This window comes from Paenibacillus sp. MAHUQ-63, from assembly GCF_028765165.1.
Taxonomy (GTDB): domain Bacteria; phylum Bacillota; class Bacilli; order Paenibacillales; family NBRC-103111; genus Paenibacillus_E.
In genome coordinates, this window is the sequence record NZ_JARADB010000001.1 from 597,729 (window position 1) to 615,882 (window position 18,154).

Sequence of the window (18,154 nt, forward strand, 5' to 3'; positions counted from 1 at the left end):
GTATTATAACAAATACCTGCAAAAATAAAATTTCCAATCTGGCGGTAATTGTATGCGATTGTGGCATCGCCGAACTTGCCCGGCCTAAGACGCTCATTTTCGTTTAGCTCAGCTTGGAGCTTTCTTTTTTCTTGATCTCAATTTTACGTATCCGGTGATCGTCCCGTTCACGCACAATGAAGGTCAGAGATTGATAGTGCCATTCCTCTCCAATCGCTATCTCCGGGAGCTTGCTGTAGAGCCACCCGCCGATGGAGTCAACATTCTCGTCGGAGATGTCGGTACCCAGCAAGTAATTCAACTCGTTAACCAGCACGATTCCGTCAACCAGATAATGATTGTCGCCTAAATGTTCGATTTCCTTCTTCTCGTCTTTATCGAACTCATCTCTGATCTCGCCAACGATCTCTTCCAGAATATCCTCGATCGTAATGAGACCGGAAGTTCCTCCGTATTCGTCAAGCAGCAAGGCGATGTGAACATTCTCTTGCTGCATCTTCCTTAACAGCACTTTCACGAGCATACTCTCCGGAACGGTCATCATCGGTTGAAGCAGCGTATGCAAATCAAAAGACGGATTTTCCATGTAGCGCAAGAAAAACTGCTTCGTGTTAATGAAGCCGATGATATGATCCTTGCTGCCCTTGGCCACAGGGAAACGCGTATATTGCTCTTTCATAATGATGCTCTTGTTCTCCGCCAACGACTTCTCGGCATAGAGGCAAATCATATCTGTCCGAGGCACCATAATCTCGCGCGCCAGCAGCTCATCGAACGAAAAGATCCGGTTCACATAGCCGAACTCGGTCTTATTGATTTTCCCGCTCATGTAGCTGTCTGATAAAATGATACGAATCTCTTCCTCCGAGTGGGCTTCTTCATGCTCCGTCGCCGGCTTCATGCCGAACGCTTTGACCAGTTGATTGGCCGAGCCGTTAAGAATCCATATAAACGGGTACATCACTTTATAAAAATAAATAATGAGCGGCGCAGTAAAGATGGAGATAGCCTCCGCTTTCTGGATAGCTAAGGTTTTGGGAGCAAGCTCGCCGAGTACGACGTGGATATAGGTAATGGATACGAAAGCAATTGTGAAAGATAAGAAGTGCGATAAACGTTCTCCTGCGCCGATCCATTCGAAGAAGGGATGCAGCATTTTCTCGACTGTCGGCTCGCCAAGCCAACCTAACCCTAATGCGGTTATCGTAATCCCTAACTGACAGGCCGATAAATAGCCGTCCAAATTGGAGACGACCGATTGTACCGCGCGGGCATTCTTGGTGCCTTCCGCGACCATTTGATCGACACGGCTCGGGCGGATACGAATGACCGCGAATTCGGTTGCAACGAAGAAAGCAGTGAGCAGGATAAGGAGCGCAATCACAATCAAATTAATAACCATAACGACCTCTTTTCGTACGATTTTCTAGGACTCTTTCGTTCCACGATTTTCGCAGTATACAGTCCTTATAGTTAACTATAACCAGTATTTGCTATTCATCAATCAACTATTACCAAGTTTCATCATTCGGACACAAAAATGAGCCCGGGCAGCTCGTTAACCAGCACCCAAGGCTCTCATTTCTTGACAATCGTTGCTACCAGTTTGTATCCGACCCCGCGAATCGAATCGATCTGAACGGATTGTTGATTCATTTCCAGCTTCTTACGCAGCGAGCTGACATGAACATCAACCGTCCTCTGGCCTCCGATATAATCGAAGCCCCATACGATGTTCATAAGGTCGTCCCGCGTCACGACGACGCCGGGGCGCTGAACGAGATACAGCAGCACCTCGAATTCCTTCGGCCGCAGAGGGATCGACTCCCCGTTCAGCACCACTTCATACTTCTCCGGGTAAATGAAAAGCTCTCCGGCCTGAATCACCTTCTCATTCGTTCCGTGCTTGTCTGCCGCCGTTTCTTCCGATTGCGTTCTGCGCAGCACGGCAGAGACTCTAGCCAGCAGCTCCGCAACGCCGAAAGGCTTCGTTATATAATCATCCGCACCGTGCTTGAGACCTTGAACGACCTCATCCTCGGCATTGCGGGCCGTTAATATGATAACGGGCGTTGTATTCCCTTTTTGCCGCAGCTTGCCCAACACTTCAAAGCCGTTCAAGCCAGGCAGCATAATATCCAGAATAATCAAATCATAGGATTGTTGAAGCGCCTCTTGCAGCCCGTCACCGCCATGATCCACGACCTTCGTGTGATATCCTTCCTGGGACAAATTATACGATAGCAGGCGAGCTAAGGTCGGCTCGTCTTCAATCACTAAAATTTTTTGTGCCATGGGAACCCCCGCGTTTACAGTTTATTAACATTGCACAGCCTTATTTTAACACATGATTGTAAAGAGAATGTAAATATTACATTATCCGCATGTAAATTAGTGAATAACCGGCAGCTCGATGGTGAACTTCGTACCGACTCCGACTTCGCTGTCCACACGAATCGTGCCCTTATGCAGCTCCACCAAATGCTTCACAATGGATAAACCGAGTCCGGTACCGCCTGAACTGCGGGAACGAGCCTTGTCAACCCGATAGAAGCGTTCGAAAATACGCGGCAAATCTTTCTTCGGAATGCCCATCCCTGTGTCGGACACGATCAGACGCAGACGCTCATAATCACCGTCGCTATTGATGTCCAGCGGTTCGACGCGCAGCTTGACCTTGCCTCCGTCCTGCGTATATGCGATACCGTTGGAAAGCAAATTAATCATAATTTGGCGCAGACGGTCTTCATCCGCTTCGATATACACGTCGTCGTCAACCTGCATCGTCAGCTCGATATGCTTCTTCTCCGCCTCTTTCTTCAGTACATTCAGCGATCTCTCCAGAAATTCCGGCAAATAGATCGGAGAGAAATTCATCGGTATCCGCTTCGATTCAATTTTGGACAGCTCCAAAATGTCGCCGATCAGACGGTTGAGCCGCTCGCTCTCATCGAAAATAATCTGCAGAAACGAAACCGCCGTTTCCTTATCGTTCAGAGCGCCGGCCAGGAGCGTCTCGGCGAACCCTTTGACAGCCGCAATCGGCGTCTTCAGCTCGTGGGAGACGTTAGCTACGAACTCGCTTCGCATCCGCTCGAGCCTGCGCACGGCCGTAATGTCATGGATGACGATGAGGACGCCTGACCATTCCTCGTCTTCATGCGCGATCGGACTTAAATGAATGTCCAAAATCCGCTCAGCCGGATAATAGAAAATCATCTCGTCCCGAATCGATTCTCCCGTTTCAATGCATTCTTGGATGAGCTTCGTAAACTCAAACTGCTGTTTGGCTTCATTATATTTCTTGCCCAGCAGCTCCTGCGAGGAGAAGCCCAGAATATATTCCGCCGAAGGATTCAGCAGCATAATCCGCTCGTCGCGGTCGATCATCATAATACCGCTCATCATATTTTCCATCACGCCCTGGAGCCTGCGTTCATTCTCGCGTATCCGCGCCATCTGCTGCTGCAAGCTTTCGGACATGCGATTGATGGCAAGCCCCAGCTGCCCGACCTCATCATTGCTGTAAGCGGGCACGCGCGATTCATAGTTCATATTCGTGATTTGTTGAGCGACTTTCGTCATTTTCTCGATCGGGTGCGTAATCCCTTTGGCAATCCGGTAAGAGACAAGGCCCGCAATCAAGAACAGCAGGATTAACCCCAGGATGAGGAAATACCACAGGTTGCGAATCGATTCGCCCACCTGTTCCAAACTCATCGATATGCGCAGGAAGCCGATCGTCGTCTGGGCATCGTTCTTCACCGGAATGGCAGCGTACAGCATTTTCTCTTTGATCGTATCGCTATACCGGGTCACGTAACCGACACCGTTCGCCGCTGCGGCCACAATTTCCGGCCGACTCAAATGGTTGTCCATTTGCTCCGGGTTCTGGTCGGAATCCCCAATCACCTTGCCGTCTGTGCGTACATAGGTCAAGCGCTCTCCCGTAACGGACTTGATCCGCCTCGCTTCCCCGGTGTAATAGGCAATGAGTTCGGCCTCCGTTCCCGTCCTGTTCCAATTCCCCATGGCTGAGAGGACTTGGAGCTCACGTTTCATGTTTTCCTCTAAGGATTGGATGTGCGAATCTTCCAGCACCTTGGCCATGAAGACCCCGGCAATCCCCATCGAACAACCGATCAATACAATCATAATAATCGTCAATTTGGCACGGAATTTGGTCATATGAAAGTTGGCCTCCGATAGACTTATGTCTGTGAAATAAAAGAAAAGGGCTACTCTACATAGTAACCCTTTCTTCCGTGCCTAATCCAGTTTTTATTTGTTAAGATTATTTAAAGACCGGTTCTTTCAAAGCGGACAGCTTCTCCAGGGCATTCTTCTCAACGTCGGCATGAAGGCTGTTTCCGTGGGCATCCATCGTCACGATCGCTGCGAAGCCTTCTGTTTCCAGATGCCACATCGCTTCCGGAATACCGAATTCCATGAAGTCGACGCCTTCAACCTTCTTGAAGCATTGCGCATAGTACTGGGCAGCACCGCCAATCGCATTCAGATAAACAGCGCCGTGCTCTTTCAATGCCGCCAATGTTTTCGGCCCCATGCCGCCTTTACCGATTACCGCCCGAATGCCGAATTTCTTGATAATATCGCCTTGGTAAGGCTCCTCGCGAATGCTCGTTGTCGGACCGGCCGCTTTCACATGCCACTCGCCGGCCTCATCTTTGCTCATAACCGGTCCGCAGTGGTATATTGCCGCCCCGTTCAAATCCAGCGGTGCATCATGGTCCATCAAATATTTGTGCAAAGCGTCGCGACCTGTATGCATCGTCCCGTTAATAACGACGACATCGCCGACTTTCAGGCTGCGGATCTGCTCTTCGGATATCGGCGTCGTCAAGACGATCTCGCGACGGTCCTCTTCCTTCACATTCTTGGCCGCTTCGGCGCTTGCCTCGAATGCTTCTTGGAACGAAACCTCAGTGCCTCTTGGATACGACCAGCCGTTGATTGCGCCCGTTTCCGCATTCAGAATGACGCCTTGGCGGCGGAACGCCCAGCAGTTATACGCAACCGAGACGAAGAAGCTTGCCGGCAAACGGTTCATCACGCCGACTTTGCAGCCGAGCAGCGTGACTTGGCCGCCGAAGCCCATCGTGCCGATTCCCAGCGTGTTGGCGTGCTCCATTACGTACTCCTCTACTTTGCGAAGCTCCGGATGCGGGTTCACATCGTCAACATGGCGGAACAACTGGTGCTTCGCCAGCTCGTAACCGCTCGTCCGGTCGCCCCCGATGCCCACACCGATAAAGCCGGCGCTGCAGCCTTGGCCTTGGGCTTGGTACACGGCATGCATGATGCATTTGCGAATCCCGTCAAGGTCGCGCCCTGCTTTTCCTACGCCTTCGAGTTCAGCCGGCAAGCTGTATTGAATGTTTTTGTTCTCGCAGCCGCCGCCTTTCAAGATCAGCTTCACCTCGATATCGTCGCGTTCCCACTGCTCGAAGTGGATGACCGGCGTTCCGGGTCCGAGATTGTCCCCGCTGTTGGCACCGGTTAAGGAATCAACCGAGTTCGTGCGAAGCTTGCTGGCTTTGGTCGCGTTGGCGACAGCTTCGAGGATGTGCTTCTTCATAATAAGTTGGTTTGCTCCAACCGGACAGTGTATAATAAACGTTGGCATACCGGTATCCTGACAAATCGGGGATACGTTGCACTCGGCCATATGAATGTTATCGGCAATACGGGATAGTGAAAGCGCTGAGCGGGTTCCTTTGTCTTCTTTCTCGCTTGCCGCTTGAACCGCACGGCGTACATCACCTGGTAGATTGGTAGACGTTTCGACGATCAAATCGTAGACGCTTTGATAAAAATGCTGCATGACTGAAAATGGCTCCTCTCTCAACTAGCAAATAATAATCATTATAATCAATTATATCATATAAGGAGTAACGCTGACATGTCCAAAAGAATCGGGATCACGATTCTGCTGTGCCTAGCAGGCCTCACGCTGCTGCTAACGCCGCTGCAGGCCAAACGATCTCAAGATATCTACTATCAGGATCAAGTTGCAGTCCTCATGTATCATCATATTCATGACACGGATACCAGCTCCAGCACGATCACCTCTGCGCTTTTCCAAGAGCAGCTCCAATACTTGCTGAGCAAAGGGTATCATTTTATTTCCTTGCCGGAATTCAAGCAGTTTATGGCGGGAGCGTCAGTCCCTTCCAACGCGGTCCTCATCACCTTCGACGACGGCTATCAGAGCTTCTATACGGGCGCTTATCCGATTCTGACCAGTTTGCGCGTTCCGGCGGTCAATTTCGTGATCACGCATGACTTGGCCGATCCCATGGCATCCTATATACCTTCGATGTCCAAAGACCAGATCCGCGAGATGACCCGCGCGACGAACTTTATCGACGTCGGCTGCCATACGGACAGCTTGCACAACAAGCTCCCCAGCGGCAAGGCCGCGCTCGTCGGCCGGCTTGACGCCGAGAGCGACGACGCGTACAAGCAGCGGGTGCTGCAGGATACGCAAGCTTGCATCGGCAAGCTTGCTGACCTGACCGACGCCCCGCTCGACACGATGGCGTACCCGTACGGCATCACCTCGCCCGAGGCGACGGAGCAAGTGAAGAAGGCGGGCATCCGCTTCGCCTTCACGATCTCGCCCGAGATGGCCACGCGCAGCGCGGACCATCTGCTCATCCCGCGGATCAACGCGGGCAGCCCCGGCATTACGCCGGAGCTGCTGCACCGCTCGATCCAGCGCAGAATTATGGCGCAGCCGGGCGAAGCCCCGCTGCGCGTGGATGCGGCTGCCGCCATCGCGCAGCTCGGCGGCAGCTCGGAGGCGGAAGGCGGTACGCTGCGCCTTCGCCTTGGGCAAGAAGCATTCACCCTGCAGGTGAATGCGGCGAGCGCTGCGCGCGGCGAAGCGCGCGTGAAGCTGCGGGAGCCCGTGCTGCGCCGCAGCGGGCAGGTGACGATCGCGCTGGACGATCTCAGCGCGTTGATCGGGCAGCCGCTTGTCTACACCCCTGCCACAGGCGTGGCTGTGCGGGTGGCGCCAAGCGTCAACTAATCTGAAGGAGTGCACGACATCATGAATCATCATTTTTTTGCTTATTTATACCGGCTCAAATATATCGATCGCTGGAGTCTCATGTGGAACATGCGAAGAGATACCGTGGCCGAGCATTCATTCTATGTATCAACGATCGCGCACATGCTCTGCACCATCGCCAATGAGGTGTATGGCCGCAATGTGCCTACCGACCGCGTCGTCTCCATTGCACTATTCCATGACGCCTCCGAAGTGCTGACCGGCGACATTCCTCAGCCCGTCAAGCACAACAACGAGCAGATTCTGCGCAACTTCCGCGAGATCGAGGATGTAGCCGTAGAGCGGCTGCTCGAGACGATTCCGGCGGAAATCCGCGGCACCTACCGCAATTTGATTCAGGAGCCGGATCCTGAGCTCTACCGCTGGGTGAAAGCTGCGGATCTGCTCGAGGCTTACATCAAATGCTTGACGGAGCTGTCGGCGGGCAACCGCGAATTCGTCGTCGCCAAGCAGCAAATTCTGGAGAGCCTCCGGAAGATGAACATGCCGGAGGTCGACTACTTCCTTGAGCATATGAGCGCTTCGTTCGAGAAAACGTTGGATGAAATTACGCTGCATCCGAATCAAGAAGAATAGCATGGCGGTGTCCGTGCGGATTAGCCCGCGTCTCACCGACGCGCCAGAACCGCGGGAGCTCGCTCTGCTTGCTAACGGACACAGGTGCCGTTATTCCTGCGATGCGCTCCGCGCTTCGATTCTAACGGACACCAGCGGCCATATTTGCCGATTCCAGGGCTGAACACAGCCCGGATGAAGCAAATAACGGCTCCTGTGTCCGTTACATTTTGAGGGAGGCCCTTTTTCATCGAATAAGGGCCTCCCTGTCCGTTAGCGCAGCTCCAGCCCCCGCTAACGCCTATGCTGCCTGCTCGACCGGCGGGGTCCGAACGGAGCTCCATGGCCCCCCTACCGCAAACAAAAAAGCTAAGCGCAAAAACGCTTAGCTTTTTTTATTTCCCGGCATTATGCCAGCAATTGCGGATTCGTCATAATCAAAATGGCGATGATGACGGCAACCGCTGCGATCCACGAAAACGTTTTAATTTTGGCAGCATCCGTTGCCGTGTTTGCGCCAGCTTTGCTGTTTGCAACAAGCTTCTTAATTCTTCCGCCGATCATACCTGTCACAGCCCCGACGATAAGCAGCAGAACGACCGCAATGATCATCCACAACACGGACACTTCCACTTTGGAAACCATAGCGCCCCCTGTAATGAAAGTAACGATCAATGAGAATTGTCCAACGCGGTTTAACGATGACAGCAGCCCCATGAAGCCCTCTAAGGCAGCACCCGACAGCGAAGCTGCACGTCCGGCAATGAACGGGAACACGACGTAGGCGCCAAGCAGCAGGGCACTAATGACATGTAAGAAAATCATAACTTGATACATTCTACAACCTCCGCAATTTTCAAATTATAATCTTTCTTATGTAGTATACCGAATACGTTTCATGGGGACAAGAAAGCGATGTCATCATTCTGAGGTTTTCACCATTTCTACATATAAATGTGACTAAATCTGTCATAACCTGATGCAAGGATTGCTCTGCACGTTCACCATCTTCTCGTCGTGTTCGCTTGCATTGGCCGCTTAACATGCAGTTGGAGTTGACGCGGTATGCGGATGGCCGCGAGTCGTCGCTGTTCTCCATTCTGGCGGTCAGGTCCGTTCAGCCAAACAAAAAGCCAGCCCCTACATCCATAGGAGCTGGCTTTTCTCACTTCTTACCCTGTAACAACTTTGATCACGTTGCGAACGGAATTTGCCGTTTTGTCCAGCGCGGCTTTCTCTTCAGGCGTTAACTCGATATCCATGATTTTCTCGATACCATTGCCGCCAAGAACGGTCAAAACACCCATAAACAAGTTCTCATAGCCGTACTCGCCTTCAAGAAGGGCGATTGTAGGAATAATCCGCTTTTTATCTTTCAAAATCGCTTCTGTCATTTGCACAAGGGAAGCTGCTGGCGCGTAGTATGCACTACCGTTACCAAGCAGGTTAACGATCTCTCCGCCGCCTGTACGCGTACGCCCCACGATGGCTTCGATCCGGTCGGCTGGAATCAGCTTCTCGATCGGCACCCCGCCGGCGTATGTGTAACGAACGAGCGGAACCATGTCATCGCCGTGACCGCCGATAACAACCCCTTTGACGTCTTCAACGGAAACATTCAGCTCTTGGGAGATGAATGTCAGATAGCGAGCCGTATCCAGTACGCCGGATTGACCGATCACGCGGTTTTTGGGAAAACCGAGCGTTTGGTAAGCCACATAAGTCATGGCGTCGACCGGGTTGCTCAAGATGATAACGATGGAGTTAGGAGCTACTTCTTTTACGTTTTCACAAACGGATTTCACAATACCTGCATTGGTATTCACGAGGTCGTCGCGGCTCATGCCCGGCTTACGGGCGATACCGGCCGTAATGATCACGATGTCGGAATCAGCCGCATCCGAATAGCTGGACGTACCTGTGATTTGCGCATCGAAGCCTTGAACCGGACCTGCTTCAAGCATATCGAGCGCTTTGCCTTTGGTCGGGTTTTCCAATTGCGGGATATCGAGAAGAACGACGTCACCGAGTTCTTTTTGAGCGAGCATAAGTGCGGTTGTTGCGCCTGTGAAACCCGCGCCGACAACGGTGATTTTATTGCGTCGGATTGCCATTGTGAATACCTCCTAATGGTTTATAGATATCCTTAGCCTTCCCAATATGAAACAATTAAGCCATGTTCTTGATAATTTCGTTCGCGAATTCGGAGCATTTGATTTCTTTCGCGCCTTCCATCAAACGAGCGAAGTCATAAGTAACGGTTTTGTTGTTGATGGATGCTTCCATACCTTTGTAGATCAGCTCAGCCGCTTCCAACCAGCCCAGGTGCTCAAGCAGCATAACGCCGGACAGGATAACGGAACCAGGGTTAACAACGTCAAGACCAGCGTATTTAGGCGCCGTACCGTGTGTAGCTTCGAAGATCGCATGGCCAGTCAAGTAGTTGATGTTAGCTCCCGGAGCGATACCGATACCGCCAACTTGTGCAGCCAACGCATCAGACAGGTAGTCACCGTTCAGGTTCAATGTTGCGATAACGTCGAAATCAGTAGGACGTGTCAATACTTGTTGCAGCGCGATGTCCGCGATTGCGTCTTTCACGATGATTTTGCCGGCAGCTTCAGCGTCTTTTTGAGCTTTGTTCGCCGCTTCAACGCCTTGCTCTTCTTTGATTCTGTCGTATTGAGCCCAAGTGAACGTTTTGTCGCCGAATTCGCGCTCAGCCAGCTCGTAACCCCAGTTTTTGAACGCGCCTTCCGTGAACTTCATGATGTTGCCTTTGTGTACCAGTGTAACGGTCTTGCGGCCATGTTTGATGGCATACTCGATAGCAGCGCGGATCAAACGCTCGGAACCTTCGGAGGATACAGGTTTTACACCGATACCGGAAGTTTCAGGGAAACGGATTTTCTTAACGCCCATTTCGTCTTGCAAGAATTTGATCACTTTTTTAACCGCTTCGGAACCCGCTTCCCACTCGATACCAGCGTAAATGTCTTCTGTATTTTCACGGAAAATAACCATATCTACGAGTTCAGGGCGTTTCACTGGGGACGGTACGCCGTTGAAGTAACGAACCGGACGGGAACAAACATACAGATCAAGCTCTTGGCGAAGAGCAACGTTCAAAGAACGGATACCGCCGCCGATTGGCGTAGTCAGAGGTCCTTTGATGGAAACGATGTATTCGCGCATAGCTGTCAAAGTATCGTTAGGAAGCCAGTTATTGAATTTGTTGAATGCTTTCTCACCTGCGAAAACTTCGTACCAAGCGATTTTCTTCTCGCCTTTGTAAGCTTTCTCTACAGCTGCATCCAGTACGCGTTGGGAAGCCGCCCAGATGTCAGGACCTGTACCGTCACCTTCGATGAATGGGATAATTGGGTTATTAGGTACTTGCAGAACACCGTTCTCGATCGTGATTTTTTGACCTTCTTGTGGAAGCTCATAAGTTTCGAATTGTGGCATGATAGTTCCTCCTTAGATTTATGTACATTGCTGCCATACACTCCACTAGTTACTTTACTACAACGAGGTCACTTAAAACAATCAACACCTCGCAGCAAGCAGCGGTGAAACGCATTTGAACACACAAAAAGTGACGGGAGTTGCGGTATGCCCCGGGACACCAAGTCCTGAAGCCGGCTACCGAACTGCCCGCACCTTGAGCTTATCTCTATACCGATTAGCGAGCGCTGATCGGAACGTATTTCTGATTAACCGGACCTGTGTACTCGGCGCGAGGACGGATCAAGCGGTTGTTCTCATACTGCTCCAGAATGTGGGCAGTCCAACCGGATGTACGGGAAATCGCGAAAATCGGCGTGAACAAGTCGCGTGGAATTTCAAGCGTTGTATATACGGAAGCCGAGTAGAAGTCTACGTTCGGTTTCAAGCCTTTCAGGCCGGTTACCAATTCGTCTGCCTTCACGGACATTTCATACCATTTCAGGTTGCCAGTCAATTTACCGAGCTCATATGACATTTTTTGCAAGTGCTTCGCGCGTGGATCGCCGTTCTTATAAACGCGGTGTCCGAAGCCCATGATTTTGTCTTTACGCTCTAGCTTACCGTTGATGTAAGGAACGACGTTCTCAATCGTGCCGATCTCTTCCAGCATTGCCATAACCGCTTCGTTCGCACCGCCGTGAAGAGGCCCTTTGAGCGTGCCGATTGCGGAAGTGATCCCGGAGTAGATGTCAGTCAACGTTGCAACCGTAACGCGCGCCGCGAACGTGGAAGCGTTCAGCTCGTGGTCGGCATGCAGGACCAGCGCTTTGTCCAACGCTTCGATTGCTACTTTATCCGGCTCTTTGCCTGTCAGCTGGTACAAGAAGTTGGCTGCCACGGAAGAATATCCAGGGGAAGCCAGCGGCTCTTTACCTTCGCGGATACGGGCGAAAGCAGCGATGATGCCAGGGATTTGCGCCTGCAGCTTGATCGCTTTGCGCACATTGGACTCTTGGCTCAGGTCGTTCGCTTCTTCGTCATAAAGCGCAAGCGCCGAAACAGCCGTACGAAGAGCCGCCATCGAGTTCACGCCTTTAGGGAATGCTTTGAGCTGTTCGATCACCGCATCAGGCACCTTGCTGTACGCGTTCAGGTCGCTTTGCAGCTTCTCAAGCTCTGCTTGGGTAGGCAATTTGCCGAACCAGAGCAAATAAATTACTTCTTCAAATGTCGCATTTTCTGCGAGGTCATCAATATCAATCCCGCGATAAGTTAGCACTCCGTCTACGATGGAGCTAATCGACGAGGTCGTGGCTACAATACCTTCCAAACCTTTGGTTGCAGTCATGGGAATCTCTCCTTAGCTACTCTATTAGCAAAAAATTGCTTTTTTCCTAACTTCAATAATAAAGTATTTTACCCTGTAAGTGAACAAAAGGGGACATAAAACTTCATTATCACTACCATAAAGATATGCTATCTCTCCCATAAACAATCTTTGTGGCGTTTACATCGCCATTCCTCATCGCTCCTCATCTTGAAAACACACGATACAAGTTTTTGTTTATTTCCCCGAATTATGCAGTCCCTATGTAAAAGTTTGTCGAGAGGGTCCCGGATTGATACAATGTAGGCAATGCAACAGAGATTTTCTCGGAAAAAGGAGCAATGCCATGAGCAGCTGTACGAAAATCGGTATCATCGATATCGGGTCCAACTCCATCCGGCTCGTGATTTATGAAATCAATGCGCTTGGCGCCTACCGTGTCGTAAGCGAGCATAAAGATTCCGCAAGACTTAGCGAACGGATCGGATATGACGGCACTTTACATAACAAAGATATCCTTTCTATCGTTCCCGTCCTATCCCATTATGCGCTGCTGTGCCGTGTACATGAAGTCCAGACGGTAAGAGCGGTAGCGACGGCGGCGATTCGCAATGCGGCCAATTCCGCAGAAATCGTGCGTTTGCTGGAGGAGCAAACGGGCCTGCGCATCGAGGTGCTGAGCGGCGCCGAGGAAGCGCGTTACGGCTATCTGGGCGTCGTCAACTCGATTGACATTCGGGACGCCTTCATCATCGATATCGGCGGCGGCAGCACGGAGGTCACGCTGCTGCGCAACCGGCAGGTGCTAAGCAGCGTCTCCTTCCCCTTCGGAGCCGTCAACACGACAAGGCAGCATATGAAGAATGCGAATCTGACCGAGCAGGAAATCGCGGACATTCGCCGCATGGTTGAAGAGGCCGCTGCCGCCCATCCTTGGATCAGGAGCTCGCCGAATTTGCCGATGATCGGTCTGGGCGGGACGATCCGGACCTTGGGCAAAATGAGCCAAAAGAAGGCCAAATACCCGCTCCAGCTTGCTCATAACTATGAGCTGAAGCCTGGAGAGCTCCGCTCCTTCGTCACTACGCTGTCCCAGCTGCCAATCGAGAAGCGCAAGAAGGTGGAAGGGCTCTCCAAAGAACGCTCGGACATTATCGTGCCGGGGCTTCTTATTTTGGATACGCTCTTCGGCGCTGCCGGCGCATCCCGCTGCGTCATCAGCGGATCCGGCCTACGCGACGGTCTGTTCTTCGAGACGTTCGACCCGAAGCAGCCGGTCTATCTGAATGTTCTGGAAGCCAGCCTGCATAATTTGCTTTCCCTGCATCCTAATGCTGCGGAGAAGCATGTTCGGCGCGTCGATCAACTCGCGATGCAGCTGTTCGACAAACTTGGCTCTCCAGCGGAACAGGATGACCGCAGCCGGCATTGTTTGCATGCCGCCGCGATGCTGCACCGAATCGGCGTCTCCGTTCATTATTATCATTACCAGAAGCATACGCAGTATATGATAGCGAATGCCCGGATCGACGGGTTCTCGCACCGGGAAATCGTCATGGCCTCCCTGATTGCCACATACAAAACAAAAAGCCGGACCCATCAACAAGCCCTTGTCTACAAGGACCTGCTGAAGGAATCCGACGAAACGGCAATCGTGAAGCTGGGCACGCTGCTCAAACTGGCCATCGCCCTGGATTTCAGCGAGACGCAGCCTGTGCAGGAGCTGCTCTTAACGCAGAGCGATGCGAACTTGACGCTGAAGCTCATGTGTGTCCATAATCCGATCCTCGAGCTCAAAGAGCTCGCCAATGTAACCAAAGATTTCGAGAAAGCCTGGGGACTCAAGCTTAAGATTCAAGCCGGAGTTTTTTCCAGGAAGTGATCTTCATCGCTTCGAACTGGCTCCGGTACGGGGTCAGTTCATTTTTGATGCGGGTATACATACCGTTGGGCATGAGCTCGCGCGCTTTGACATTGTCATGCAGGCTGACGCTCAGAATGGAAATCATCAGTTTATTCATCTGCGGATCGGTCACAGGACACATCAATTCAATCCGTCTCGTCAGATTGCGCGTCATCCAGTCGGCCGACGATAAGTAAACGTCATCCAGCCCGCCATTTTGAAAATAGTAGATCCGGGAGTGCTCCAGGAATCTGTCAACGATACTTCGGACGGTAATATTCTCGCTGAGTCCCGGCACACCGGGACGCAAGCAGCAGACGCCGCGGACGATCAATTCAATCTTCACGCCGGCTTGCGAAGCGGCATACAGCGCATCGACGACTTCCTGATTCGATATCGAATTCATCTTGGCCACAATCTTCGCCGGTCTGCCCGCTCTCGCATGCTCCGCCTCCCTGGCGATCAGCTCGAAGAGCTTATCCTTCAGATCAGTTGGAGCTACGGCGAACGACTGCCAGTCATGCGGGGCCGAATAGCCCGTAATTTCGTTGAACAATGCGGAAGCATCCTCTCCGATTACGCTATTGGAAGTGAAAAGCCCTACGTCGGTATATAGCCGTGCGGTGATGTCGTTGTAATTTCCCGTGCCTACGTGCACGTACCGGCGGAGCGTATTCTCCTCCTGGCGGACGACGAGCGTAATTTTGGCGTGCGTTTTGAGCCCGACCAAACCGTAGACGACGTGACAGCCCGATTTCTCAAGCATTCTCGCCCAAGCGATATTGCGCTCCTCGTCGAATCGCGCCTTCAGCTCCACGACGACCGTGACCTGCTTGCCGGACTCCGCTGCGCGGGCCAGCGCTTGGATAATCGGCGAGTTGCCGCTTGCCCGGTACAATGTCATTTTGATCGCGAGCACTTTGGGGTCGTAGGCCGCATTCACAATGAAATCCGTGACCGCGTCGAAAGATTCGTACGGATGGTGTACAAGAACGTCCCGCTGCTTCAGCACGTCGAAGAAATCGCTCGTATCTTCGAACTCGACCGGATATTTCGCATTCACCCGCGGGTAACGCAAATGATCGAAACCGTTCAGCGTATTGGCCAGCTTCATGAAATACGTGATGTCCAGCGGCCCGTCAATTTCGAAGATCTCTTCGATTTCGAATTCATCCTGCAGCTGGGCCAGCGCATAAGGATGGATCCCTTCTTGCACCTCAAGCCGTACCGGAGCGCCCCAGCGCCTGCGTCTAAGCTCTTTCTCGATCTCCTCAAGCAGATCTTCCGCCCCTTCTTCATTGAGCGTTAAATCCGCATTGCGCGTCACTCGGAAGCCATGAACGGACAGCGGAATATAGCCGCTGAACAAGGATTGGATATGATGCTCCATTAATTCTTCCAGAAGAATGAACTCCTGCTTCTTGCTGTTCGGTCTGGTCGGGACCGGAATATAGCGGGACAAATTGCTCGGTACCTGAACGATGGCAAAATAAGGCTCATCCTCCGGATCATCCCCTTCCCGGACCAACAGAACAGCCAAATAAACCGAATGATTATGTACAAGCGGGAACGGACGGCTCTGATCCACCGCCATCGGCGTCAATACCGGGAAAATAATATCATGATAATACGCGTCCATGGCTTTCTTCTGCGTCGTATTCAGGTCCTCGTATTCGGTAAACACGATGCCTTCCTTCGTAAGCAGTCTCGTAACTTCACGGTACGTTTTGTACTGTTCGTTCACCATTTTGGATGTGCGTTTCATTATCCGTTTAATTAGTCCAGCAGGGGTGTATCCCGTGAAATCTTTCTTGGTATATCCGGCCTTCAATTGATCTTTGAGTCCTGCGACGCGAACACTCATGAACTCGTCGAGATTGCTGGACACGATAGCCAGAAATTTCACACGCTCCAAAAGTGGAGTACTTGGATCCTGAGCTTCTTCCAGAACGCGCCAATTGAACTCGATCCAGCTTAAATCGCGATTTAAGTACTTGGTCGAAATCTCTTTCTGTTCCTTCAGCTCTTTCACATCTTTCAGATCGGGTTCTCGCGCAATACTCATAAAGCCTCCAGTTTAGTTCGTTTTTATGTTTTCATTGTACTATGCGGCCGGAGTACCTACAATGCAGGCCCCCCTCTTTTAATATATTAAGATTTTGTAAAGGCATGTTGGTTTCCGCATTTATCCATATTCATGGTACAATACAAACAACTGAACCAAGGAGAGAATAAACGATGGGAATCCTCAATCCGCGCTTAGTTCATCAGATTTTCCGGGGTATCTGGGTGGCTTTGATTATCATCGGAATCGCATACGCCCTCTACTATATCGTTCCGCTCATTTATCCGTTTATTTTCGGCTGGATTCTGGCGCTTATGCTCAATCCGCTTGTGAACTTCTTCCAGTTCAAGCTCAGACTTCCGCGGTGGCTGTCGGTCACTTTATCGATGCTGCTGTTCGCAGGTTCCATGGCTGCGGCCATCACTTTGCTAGTAGCCAATATTATCGTAGAGCTCGGTTCGCTGGCCGACAATCTGCAGCTGCAGATCAACCGGTGGGTGGAACAGTTCAACGTATTCATCAATTCCACCGCCTTTCAAAGCTGGATTGAGAAAATCAATGAGTTTTTCGAGAACAACCCGAAATATCAAGAGACGGTCAACAATAACCTTTCATCTACCGCTGGCTCCATCGCCGACGTAAGCAAATTCATTATCAGCTACGTGTTCGATACGCTCAGACGCTTCCTGACCTCCCTGCCGAATATTGCGACAATAACAATCATCGTCATGCTGGCTACGTTCTTTATCAGCAAAGACTGGTACCTTCTCATCCAGCGGTACAAAGGTATTTTCTCGGACATGATTGTCAAAACGACGCAGCTGATCCGCAACGATCTGCAAAAAGCGCTGTTCGGCTACATGCGAGCCCAACTGATTCTCGTCTCCTTGACAGCGCTCGTCGTCATCATCGGTTTGCTCGTACTGCGCGTTGACTATGCTATAACGATCGGACTGTTGACCGGCTTGGCCGACTTGATGCCTTATCTGGGAACAGGCGCTGTTATGGTGCCCTGGATTTTGTATGTATTTTTCGCTCAGGGGGACATCTTCCTAGGCATCGGGCTCAGCGTGCTATATGGCGTCATCGTCATAGCCCGACAAATCATGGAGCCGAAGGTACTCGCTTCTTCCGTCGGTCTGGACCCGCTCGCTACGCTCATCGCCATGTTCGTCGGATTGAAGCTGTTCGGTCTCCTCGGATTGATCGTCGGTCCCGTATCGCTCATACTCATTTCCGCCTTCTACAGGGCCAAAATTTTCCACGATATCGCTTCTTACATACAGAAAGGCTCGGCGCCTCCCAAATGAGGGGGACCGAGCCTTTTATTACGTTTGTCCTGCCAGGCGGGACAAGGTTTTATCTTCGGTTAATCCAATGAATGCGGCCTTTGCCGATTTGGCGTTGAATGATAGCAAGCAGCAGCGCTTTGAAGATCGGCCTTGTATACGGAAATACAAGCAGGAAACCGAAAATGTCCGTGATAAAGCCAGGTGTAATCAATAAAATACCGCCGAGGAATATGCATATGCCGTCAAGCAGTTGACCGGCCGGAAGCTGGCCTTGCGACCATTCGAATCGCGCGTACTCCAATACTTTGCGCCCTTCCCTCCGGGCGAAATAAGCCCCCAGAAAACCGCTCAAAATAATAAGGGCAAATGTCAGCCAGCCGCCTACGAGATGTCCCATCATTATAAGAAACGTAATCTCGATCGCCGGTACAAGAATGAAGATCGCCAGAATGATTCGAAACAT

General features: G+C 51.4%; 15 protein-coding genes. 4 read left to right on the top strand and 11 right to left on the bottom strand.

Annotated features, from left to right (window positions below; genetic code table 11):
- Positions 1–103: 103 nt before the first annotated feature.
- The 4 genes from PUT07_RS02490 to PUT07_RS02505 all read right to left on the bottom strand — a co-directional run bounded on the left by PUT07_RS02490 (position 104) and on the right by PUT07_RS02505 (position 5,845).
- Positions 104–1,402: a hemolysin family protein gene (locus PUT07_RS02490; RefSeq protein WP_274466172.1), complete on the bottom strand. Its 1,299-nt coding sequence runs from the start codon at positions 1,400–1,402 to the stop codon at positions 104–106.
- Positions 1,403–1,578: 176 nt separating this feature from the next.
- Positions 1,579–2,295, bottom strand: a complete 717-nt coding sequence (locus PUT07_RS02495) for a response regulator transcription factor (protein WP_274466173.1) — start codon at positions 2,293–2,295, stop codon at positions 1,579–1,581.
- A 96-nt stretch (positions 2,296–2,391) separates the two neighbouring features.
- Positions 2,392–4,188: a two-component system histidine kinase PnpS gene (gene pnpS / locus PUT07_RS02500; protein WP_274466174.1), complete on the bottom strand. Its 1,797-nt coding sequence runs from the start codon at positions 4,186–4,188 to the stop codon at positions 2,392–2,394.
- Between the two features lie 106 nt (positions 4,189–4,294).
- Complete coding sequence (locus PUT07_RS02505; RefSeq protein WP_274466175.1) at positions 4,295–5,845, bottom strand: fumarate hydratase; 1,551 nt, start codon at positions 5,843–5,845, stop codon at positions 4,295–4,297.
- Positions 5,846–5,923: 78 nt separating this feature from the next.
- Here PUT07_RS02505 and PUT07_RS02510 point away from each other — a divergent pair, with 78 nt between their 5' ends.
- Both PUT07_RS02510 and yfbR read left to right on the top strand, forming a co-directional pair.
- Positions 5,924–7,057: a polysaccharide deacetylase family protein gene (locus tag PUT07_RS02510; protein ID WP_274466176.1), complete on the top strand. Its 1,134-nt coding sequence runs from the start codon at positions 5,924–5,926 to the stop codon at positions 7,055–7,057.
- 21 nt (positions 7,058–7,078) lie between these two features.
- Positions 7,079–7,675, top strand: a complete 597-nt coding sequence (yfbR, locus tag PUT07_RS02515) for a 5'-deoxynucleotidase (RefSeq protein ID WP_274466177.1) — start codon at positions 7,079–7,081, stop codon at positions 7,673–7,675.
- 71 nt (positions 7,676–7,746) lie between these two features.
- Here the strand turns inward: yfbR and PUT07_RS02520 are convergent, their stop codons facing one another.
- From PUT07_RS02520 to citZ, 5 genes are all read right to left on the bottom strand, one after another.
- Complete coding sequence (locus PUT07_RS02520) at positions 7,747–7,905, bottom strand: hypothetical protein (protein ID WP_274466178.1); 159 nt, start codon at positions 7,903–7,905, stop codon at positions 7,747–7,749.
- 157 nt (positions 7,906–8,062) lie between these two features.
- The gene (locus PUT07_RS02525) at positions 8,063–8,491 is read right to left on the bottom strand and encodes a hypothetical protein (protein ID WP_274466179.1); all 429 of its coding nucleotides are present in this window, start codon (positions 8,489–8,491) and stop codon (positions 8,063–8,065) included.
- A 335-nt stretch (positions 8,492–8,826) separates the two neighbouring features.
- Entirely contained in the window at positions 8,827–9,768 is a 942-nt protein-coding gene (gene mdh, locus PUT07_RS02530; RefSeq protein ID WP_274466180.1) for a malate dehydrogenase, read from the bottom strand.
- A 55-nt stretch (positions 9,769–9,823) separates the two neighbouring features.
- Positions 9,824–11,122: an NADP-dependent isocitrate dehydrogenase gene (gene icd / locus PUT07_RS02535; protein WP_274466181.1), complete on the bottom strand. Its 1,299-nt coding sequence runs from the start codon at positions 11,120–11,122 to the stop codon at positions 9,824–9,826.
- A 217-nt stretch (positions 11,123–11,339) separates the two neighbouring features.
- Positions 11,340–12,452: a citrate synthase gene (gene citZ, locus PUT07_RS02540; RefSeq protein ID WP_274466182.1), complete on the bottom strand. Its 1,113-nt coding sequence runs from the start codon at positions 12,450–12,452 to the stop codon at positions 11,340–11,342.
- A gap of 325 nt (positions 12,453–12,777) precedes the next feature.
- On the opposite strand from citZ, the gene PUT07_RS02545 reads away from it, so the two are divergent.
- Entirely contained in the window at positions 12,778–14,313 is a 1,536-nt protein-coding gene (locus PUT07_RS02545) for a Ppx/GppA phosphatase family protein (RefSeq protein WP_274466183.1), read from the top strand.
- On the opposite strand, the gene PUT07_RS02550 is transcribed toward PUT07_RS02545, so the two are convergent.
- Positions 14,279–16,399, bottom strand: coding sequence for an RNA degradosome polyphosphate kinase (locus PUT07_RS02550; RefSeq protein WP_274466185.1), 2,121 nt, complete (start codon positions 16,397–16,399; stop codon positions 14,279–14,281). The genes PUT07_RS02545 and PUT07_RS02550 overlap by 35 nt on opposite strands.
- Positions 16,400–16,572: 173 nt before the next feature.
- On the opposite strand from PUT07_RS02550, the gene ytvI reads away from it, so the two are divergent.
- A complete protein-coding gene (gene ytvI / locus PUT07_RS02555; RefSeq protein ID WP_274466186.1) occupies positions 16,573–17,709 on the top strand; it encodes a sporulation integral membrane protein YtvI in 1,137 nt (378 codons plus the stop codon).
- A gap of 49 nt (positions 17,710–17,758) precedes the next feature.
- On the opposite strand, the gene PUT07_RS02560 is transcribed toward ytvI, so the two are convergent.
- Positions 17,759–18,154, bottom strand: a complete 396-nt coding sequence (locus PUT07_RS02560) for an FxsA family protein (protein WP_274466187.1) — start codon at positions 18,152–18,154, stop codon at positions 17,759–17,761.